Raw genomic sequence first — 7,196 nt, forward strand, 5'->3', positions numbered from 1 at the left:
CGTTACCTCCGGCCTGCTTGGCCGCGGCGGCGTGCCCGCTCGAGGGAGCGGTCGGATCACCCACACCGACCACCGAAACAACCACCCAAAAAAAGAACCCATCCAACCACCCCCGCCCCCCTTCCCCCCACCCCCTCCCCCCCCCCCCTCTTCCCCGCGCCGACGACACCGTCCGCGCGTTGTCCGGCCTCGGGGTGACCCCCCGCGTCCTGGACGGCGCGGCCGTCACCGCCGCCCTCACCGCCGCCGCGGACCCCTACCGGCCGCCCCGGCCCGGCGGGCTGGCCGCGCCCGACACCGTGATCACCACCGCCCCCACATCGGCCCGCCGCAACCGGAGGACACCATGACGATCATCCGCAACCGCCGCCGCACGGACGGCGGCCCCACCGGCGCGGCCGCGGTGGCGTCGACGGTCGCCCCCGCCGCCGTCGAGGTCACACCCCGCTGGCTGCGCGTCGGCGACGGCTACACCGCCACCCTGGCGGTGACCGGCTACCCGGCCGAGGTCGGCCCCGCCTGGCTGGAACCGCTGCTGTCCTGGCCCGGCCGGCTCGACCTCGCCCTGCACATCGAACCGCTGCCCGCGCCGGTCGCCGCCACCCGGCTGCGCACCCAGCAGGCCCGTTACGAATCGTCCCGACGGGCCGACGCCGACCGCGGCAAACTCGCCGACCCCTACACCGACGCCGCCGCGGCCGCCGCCGCCGACCTCGCCGACCGGCTCGCCCGCGGCGCCGCGAAACTGTTCCGCGTCGGCCTGTACCTCACCGTCCACGCCCGCAGCGAAACCGAACTCGCCACCGCCTGCGCCCAGGTCCGCGCGGCCGCCGCGTCCACCCTCATCGACGTACAACCCGCGACCTGGCGGCATCTCGCCGGCTGGACCACCACCCTGCCCCTCGCGACGGACGGGCTGCGGATGCCACGCACCATGGACACCGCCGCGCTGGCCGCCGCGTTCCCCCTGTCCAGCCCCGACCTTCCCGCCCCGCTGCCCGGCGCACCGGCCACCACCGGCGGCGTCCTCTACGGCGTCAACCCCGCCAGCGCCGGCATCGTCTGGTGGGACCGGTGGACCCAGGAGAACCACAACTCGATCATCCTGGCCCGCTCCGGCGCCGGGAAGTCGTACTTCGTCAAACTGGAGATCCTGCGCAGCCTCTACCAGGGCGTCCAGGTCGCCGTCGTCGACCCCGAGGACGAGTACCCGCGCCTCGCCGACGCCGTCGGCGGCAGCACCGTCCGACTCGGCCTGCCCGGCGTCAAGATCAACCCCCTGGACCTGCCCGCCGGTGACCACCGCCCCGACACCCTGACCCGCCGGGGACTGTTCCTCCACACCCTCGTCTCGGTCCTCGTCGGCCACCAGCCGCCACCCGCCGAACGGGCAGCCCTCGACCGGGCCATCATCGCCGTCTACCGGCAGGCCGGCATCACCGCCGACCCGGCCACCCACCACCGGCCCGCGCCGCTGCTGCGCGACCTCACACAGACACTGCACGCCGACGCCGACCCCGCCGCCACCAACCTGGCCGCTCGGCTCGCCCCATGGGTACACGGCAGCTTCGCGGACCTGTTCGACGGACCCACCACCCACACCCCGGACGGGCACCTGGTCGTCTGGTCACTGCGGCACCTGCCCGACGAACTACGCACCGTCGGCACCCTGCTCGCCCTCGACTCGATCTGGCGCGCCGTCGACACCCCGGCACACCCGGCACGGCGGCTCGTGGTGGTCGACGAGGCGTGGCTGCTGATGCGCGACGGCGAAGGCGCCCGGTTCCTGTTCCGCATGTCGAAAGCGGCCCGCAAACGCCACGCCGGGCTGACCGTCATCACCCAGGACGCCGCCGACCTCCTCGGCAGCGACCTTGGCCAGGCCGTCGTCGCCAACGCCGCCACCCAGGTGCTGCTCCGCCAGGCCCCACAGGCCATCGACGCCGTCGGCGACGCGTTCGGCCTCACTGCGGGCGAACAGCGGCTGCTGCTCGCGGCCCACCGCGGCCACGGTCTGCTGATCAGCGGCACCAACCGGACCGCGTTCGACGCCGTCTCCAGCGACACCGAACACGCCCTCGCGACCACCGACCCGACCGAACTGGCCGACCGCGACGAGGAGGACACCCTGTGACACCGTCGACCGACGCCCTCCGGGCGGCACCCGCCACCCCACCACCGGCGCCCGACCCCACGTTCGGGCCCGGCTTCGGTGTCATCGCGCCGCCCACCGGACCCACCGCGGCCCTGGTCGACGCCGCCGGCTGGGCCGCGCAGCGGCCGTGGCTCGCCGGTATCGCAGCCGCGCTGCTGGCCGTCTGGGTCGCCGGCCGCAACCTCATGGAGGTTTGGCGGCACGGCCACCACGCCGCCGGCGCGCGGCTGATCACGATCGCGCCGCCGCCCGAGGTCGACCCGCACCATGCTGCCGCGTTGTGGGCGAACATGGCGGGCGTGCTGACCCCGTCACGGCGACGCCGCCTGCTCCACGGCAACCCGCACGTCGTGTGGCAGTACACCTGGTCCGGCCGGCAACTGCTCATCTCCATCTGGGTACCCGGCACCGTCCCGCCCGGAGCGGTCGAAGCGGCAGTACGGGCCGCGTGGCCCAACTCGGCCACCACCACCACCGACGACGATCCGCCACCACCGATCCCCCTCGACGCGCGACCCGCCACCGGGGGACATCTGCTGCCGGTACACGCGGAATGGCTACCACTGGCCACCGACCACGACACCGACCCGCTGCGCCCGCTGATGTCCGCCGGCTCCCAGCTCAAACCCGGCGAGTACGCCTGCGTGCAGATCCTCGCCCGCCCCGCCACACCCCGGCGGGCGGCACGGGCCCGCCGCGCCGCCGGACGGCTACGCGCCGGAAAGACCGCCGTACCCGCGCTCAACCCCGCCGCACCGCTGCTGTGGCTGCTCGACACGTTCCTCCCCGGTAGCGGCAACGGTGGCGGTGGCCGTACCGCGGTGCCCGCCGCCCGACGGGACCCCACCATCGACCGCGACGTCCGGGCGATCCTCGACAAGACCGCCCACCCGCTGTGGCAGACCGCGATCCGGTACGCCGTCGCCACCACCAGCCGCCGCCCCGCCGCCAACCCACTCGGCCGGCTGCGCGGCATCGCCGACACCCTCGCCTCCGCGTTCGCCGTCCACACCGGCCGCAACCGGCTCACCCACCGGGCACGGATGCCCGCGCCGGTGGCCGTCCTCGCCGCCCGCCGACTCGGCCCCGGGTTCCTCACCTCCACCCCGGAACTCGCCGCCCTCGCCGCCCTACCGCGGGACCTGGCCGTACCCGGCCTGGACCGGGCCCGAGCCGCAGCCGTCCCGGCACCGGTCGCCGTCCCCGGCGGCGGACGCGGGGTGAAGATCCTCGGCGACGCCGAGATCGGCGGCCACCGCGTCGGCCTGTCGGTCCCCGACGCGAGATACCACACCCACGTCATCGGCTCCACCGGCTCCGGCAAGACCACCCTGCTGGTCAACATGGCCCTCGACGACATCAAAGCCGGCCGGGGCACCATCGTCATCGACCCGCACGGCGACCTCGTCCTCGACATCCTCGACCGCATCCCCGCCACCGTCGCCGACCGCGTCGTCCTGTTCGACCCCGACCAGCCCAACCCACCCACGCTGAACCCCCTCGAAGGCGACGACCCCGACCTCGTCGTCGACAACCTCGTCTCCATCTTCGGGACCATCTTCGCCAAGGCGTGGGGCCCGAGGATGGACGACGTCATGCGGGTCGCCTGTCTCACCCTGCTGCGGCACAACAACGTCACCCTGCAGCACATCCCACCACTGCTCAACAGCCCCCAGTTCCGGTCCGCGATGACCGTCGACCTCGACGACCCGGCCGGGCTGAGCGGCTTCTGGCAGTGGTACGACAGCCTCAACGACAGCCTCCGCTCACAGGTCATCGGACCGGTCCTCGCCCGCCTCCGCGCCTTCCTGCTCCGCGACTTCGTCAAACGCACCATGCGATACCCGAAGTCGAGCTTCGACATCGGCACGGTCCTCGACGGCGGGGTTCTGCTGGTCCGAATTCCCAAGGGCACGCTCGGCGAGGACACCAGCCGGCTGCTCGGCTCCCTCGTTCTCGCGCAGGTGTGGCAGGCCGCCACCGCCCGCGCCGCGATCGAACCGGACCGGCGCCGCGACGCCACCCTGATCATCGACGAAGCGCAGAACTTCCTGACCTTGGCGAACTCGTTGGACACGATGCTCGCCGAAGCACGCAAATACCGTCTCTCGTTGACTCTGGCCCACCAGGACCTCGCCCAGTTCCCCCGCGACCTGCTCGCCGCCGCCTCCGCCAACGCCCGCAACAAGATCTACTTCACCGTCGCCCCCGAGGACGCGAAAATCCTGTCCCGGCACACCATGCCCGAACTGGGCGAACACGACCTCGCCCACCTCGACGCCTACACCGCCGCCGCCCGACTCGTCGTCAACGGCCGCCACACCCCCGCGTTCACCATGCGCACCCGCCCACCACGACCGCCGGTCGGCGAAGCCACCGCCATCCGACAGGCAGCCGCCACCCGGGTACCCGTCCAGGACACCAGCGCCATCGACGACCTCGTCGAACGACTCAGCCGCAAACCCGCCGACCGGCGAACCCGCCCAAAAAGCGACCACACCTGAAAAGGCTGTCAGCCCCGTGACGTCACCCGGGCCGCGCACCGGCTCGTCACCCGGATCGTCACCCGTGACCGCCGGACACCAGCCGCACAATGCTGACCTGCGCCGTCAGTGCCGCACACGCCCCTGATAGCCCCTCCGCACCGCCCCCGCCCCAGCCAGACACCCCTCCCGATCGGGAGGGAACCCCTTCCTGCCCAGGAGCAACCCGTGTACTCCCGTGTTCCCCCCGCCTCCAGCAAACCCGACCCGCTCGCCGTCTACGGCCGCATCGTCCCCCGCGACCACGCCCTACTCGCCCTGCTCGCCGAGCACTACCTACTGTCCACCGACCAGATCACCACCGCGTTCTTCGACACCCGCCGCACCGCCCAACGCCGGCTCACCATCCTGCACCGCCTCGACGTACTCCACCGCTTCGGCCGCAGCTCCGCCCACGGCCGGTACGGATCCCTGCTCTACACCCTCGGCCCCGTCGGCCTGCAACTACACCCCACCACCTACCACGACCCGACAGACACCAACCGCAAACCACCCCGCAGCTCCCTCGAACGCACCAAACGGATCGCCGCCAGCGGCCAACTCAACCACCTACTCGGCGTCAACCAGTTCTTCACCGACCTGATCGCCACCGCCCGCCGCGACACCCACACCCACCTCGCGCGCTGGTGGTCCGAACAACACGCCACCACCGTCTACGCCCAGGCCGGCATCCGCCCCGACGGACACGGCATCTGGACAACCGCAGACACCTCCACCGGCTTCTGGCTCGAGCACGACAACGACACCGAGAACCTGGCCCGCGTCGTAGCCAAACTCCGCGGCTACGAACGCCTCACCACCTTCGGACCCCGCTACCCCGTCCTGTTCTGGGTACCCAGCCGACGCCGCGAAACCAGCCTCATCAACGTCCTCGCCGGACTACACACCGCCAACCCGATCGCCACCGCCGTCCACAGCCCCGACCCCGCCGGCCGGATCTGGACACTCACCTCCGACCCCGACCACCGCCGCCACCTACATCAACTCCCCAGCGACCACGGCCCCGACACCGTCACCAACCCGCAACGCTTCGACGACTAGTGAGCCCTTTTCATGCTGCGTAGCGGTCGGTCTCGACGTGGTGCAGAACGAGGATGGCCTGCACGATCGCGGTCGCTAGCCGTGGACAGCAGCGCAGCTTGGCCAGGATCTTCCAGGCCTTGAGGGTGGCGATTGCGCGTTCACCGCGGGCGCGGATCTTCGCGTGGGCGCGGTTGATGGCCTTCTGCCGGCGTGACAGCTTCGGGCGGAAGCGGCGTCGCTTGAACGGAGTGCGCACGCTGCCGCGAGCTCCTTGGTAGCCCTTGTCGGCGAAGGTCATCACGTCCGCCCTGGTCAGCGCATCGATAATGCCGTAGGTCCTGGCTGCGGTCAGGTCATGAACCGAACCGGGCAGCGCCGGTGAAGCCCAGACGAGCCGGCCAGCGGCATCGGCGATGACCTGCACATTCACGCCGTGGTGCTTGTGTTTCCCAGAGTAGTAGGGTCGCTGGTCGGCGACCCGATCGATCGGAATCAGGGTGCCGTCCAGGATCGCGTACGCCAGTCGGCGGATCCGTACCATGGCGGTGGCCAGGTCATCGGCGGCCGTCGCGAGCAGGGCTATCGCTTCCTGGACGTAGCGCCAGGCGGTGGCGACGCCGATCTCGAAGCCGGCCGCGAGTCGGGTGTAGGTGTCGCCGTTGCGCAGATGGGCCAGGGCGAGCAGCGCCTGCCGGCCGGGTTGGAGGCGCCGCCACCGGGATCGGCGCTGCTTACGGTGGCTGCGGATGCGTTCGGCCAGGTGGTTCAGGGTGCGGCTGGACAACGAAATCGTGGCGGGGTAGGACAGCATGGCGAGGCTCCCGGTCGGGGCTTCGAGTCTTGGTCGACAGCTGTCCTACCCGGAGCCTCGCACCCATCGATCACCGGGCCTACCGCATCCGCCCTGAGCTGCAAGATCAGCTTGGAAAAGGCTCAGTGCTCTAGTCGCACGCTTATCACACCGAGAGCGGTTGCGATAGCGATTACTCCGGAAACATGAAATGCGGTTCCATAAACGGATGCTGGAAAATGGATCTCTGTGGTTTCGTAGATTTGAAGGTTGGCTGTGTCCCAGACCCGTACCGTCCGGTCGTCGCTGGCGGAGACAATGATCGGGCGGCCGTGGAGTTGCCCCACCGCCACCGCGTTCACCTCCCTGCGGTGGCCGGTGAACGGGTCGCCGATCGGGGTGCCGGTGGCCGCGTCCCACACCCGCACCGTCTGGTCGTGGCTGCCGGAGACGACGATCGGGCGGCCGTCGAGTTCCCCCACCGCCACCGCGTTCACCTCGCCGGTGTGGCCGGTGAACGGCTGGCCGATCGGGGTGCCGGTGGCCGCGTCCCACACCCGCACCGTCTGGTCGTGGCTGCCGGAGACGACGATTGGGCGGCCGTCGAGTTCCCCCACCGCCACCGCGTTCACCTCGCCGGTGTGGCCGGTGAACGGCTGGCCGATCGGGGTGCCGGTGGCCGCGT

The 7,196-nt window shown here is 71.5% G+C and carries 5 protein-coding genes and 1 pseudogene; 4 read left to right on the forward strand and 2 right to left on the reverse strand.

The genetic code is table 11. The annotated features are described in order from the left end of the window. From ACXAHD_RS30555 to ACXAHD_RS30570, 4 genes and pseudogenes are all read left to right on the forward strand, one after another. Positions 1-350: pseudogene (locus tag ACXAHD_RS30555) on the forward strand (hypothetical protein); the annotation flags it as partial. Further along, the gene (locus ACXAHD_RS30560) at positions 347-2,134 is read left to right on the forward strand and encodes a VirB4 family type IV secretion system protein (protein ID WP_475054913.1); all 1,788 of its coding nucleotides are present in this window, start codon (positions 347-349) and stop codon (positions 2,132-2,134) included. The pseudogene ACXAHD_RS30555 and the gene ACXAHD_RS30560, both read left to right, overlap by 4 nt. Then, positions 2,131-4,659, forward strand: a complete 2,529-nt coding sequence (locus ACXAHD_RS30565; RefSeq protein ID WP_475054915.1) for a helicase HerA domain-containing protein — start codon at positions 2,131-2,133, stop codon at positions 4,657-4,659. The genes ACXAHD_RS30560 and ACXAHD_RS30565 overlap by 4 nt, the downstream gene beginning before the upstream one ends. Positions 4,660-4,866: 207 nt before the next feature. After that, positions 4,867-5,739, forward strand: coding sequence for a replication-relaxation family protein (locus ACXAHD_RS30570; protein ID WP_475054917.1), 873 nt, complete (start codon positions 4,867-4,869; stop codon positions 5,737-5,739). 10 nt (positions 5,740-5,749) lie between these two features. Here the strand turns inward: ACXAHD_RS30570 and ACXAHD_RS30575 are convergent, their stop codons facing one another. Next, positions 5,750-6,532: a transposase family protein gene (locus ACXAHD_RS30575; protein ID WP_475054918.1), complete on the reverse strand. Its 783-nt coding sequence runs from the start codon at positions 6,530-6,532 to the stop codon at positions 5,750-5,752. Positions 6,533-6,654: 122 nt separating this feature from the next. Continuing rightward, positions 6,655-7,196: WD40 repeat domain-containing protein (locus ACXAHD_RS30580; RefSeq protein WP_475054919.1), on the reverse strand; the 542-nt coding region annotated here is incomplete at its 5' end.

The organism is Micromonospora sp. ABR4_055, from assembly GCF_056160425.1.

Excerpts from the sequence above, each read along its gene's own strand:
- ACXAHD_RS30560 (WP_475054913.1), top strand. The coding sequence starts at position 347 with ATGACGATCATCCGCAACCGCCGCCGCACGGACGGCGGCCCCACCGGC.
- ACXAHD_RS30575 (WP_475054918.1), bottom strand. The coding sequence starts at position 6,532 with ATGCTGTCCTACCCCGCCACGATTTCGTTGTCCAGCCGCACCCTGAAC.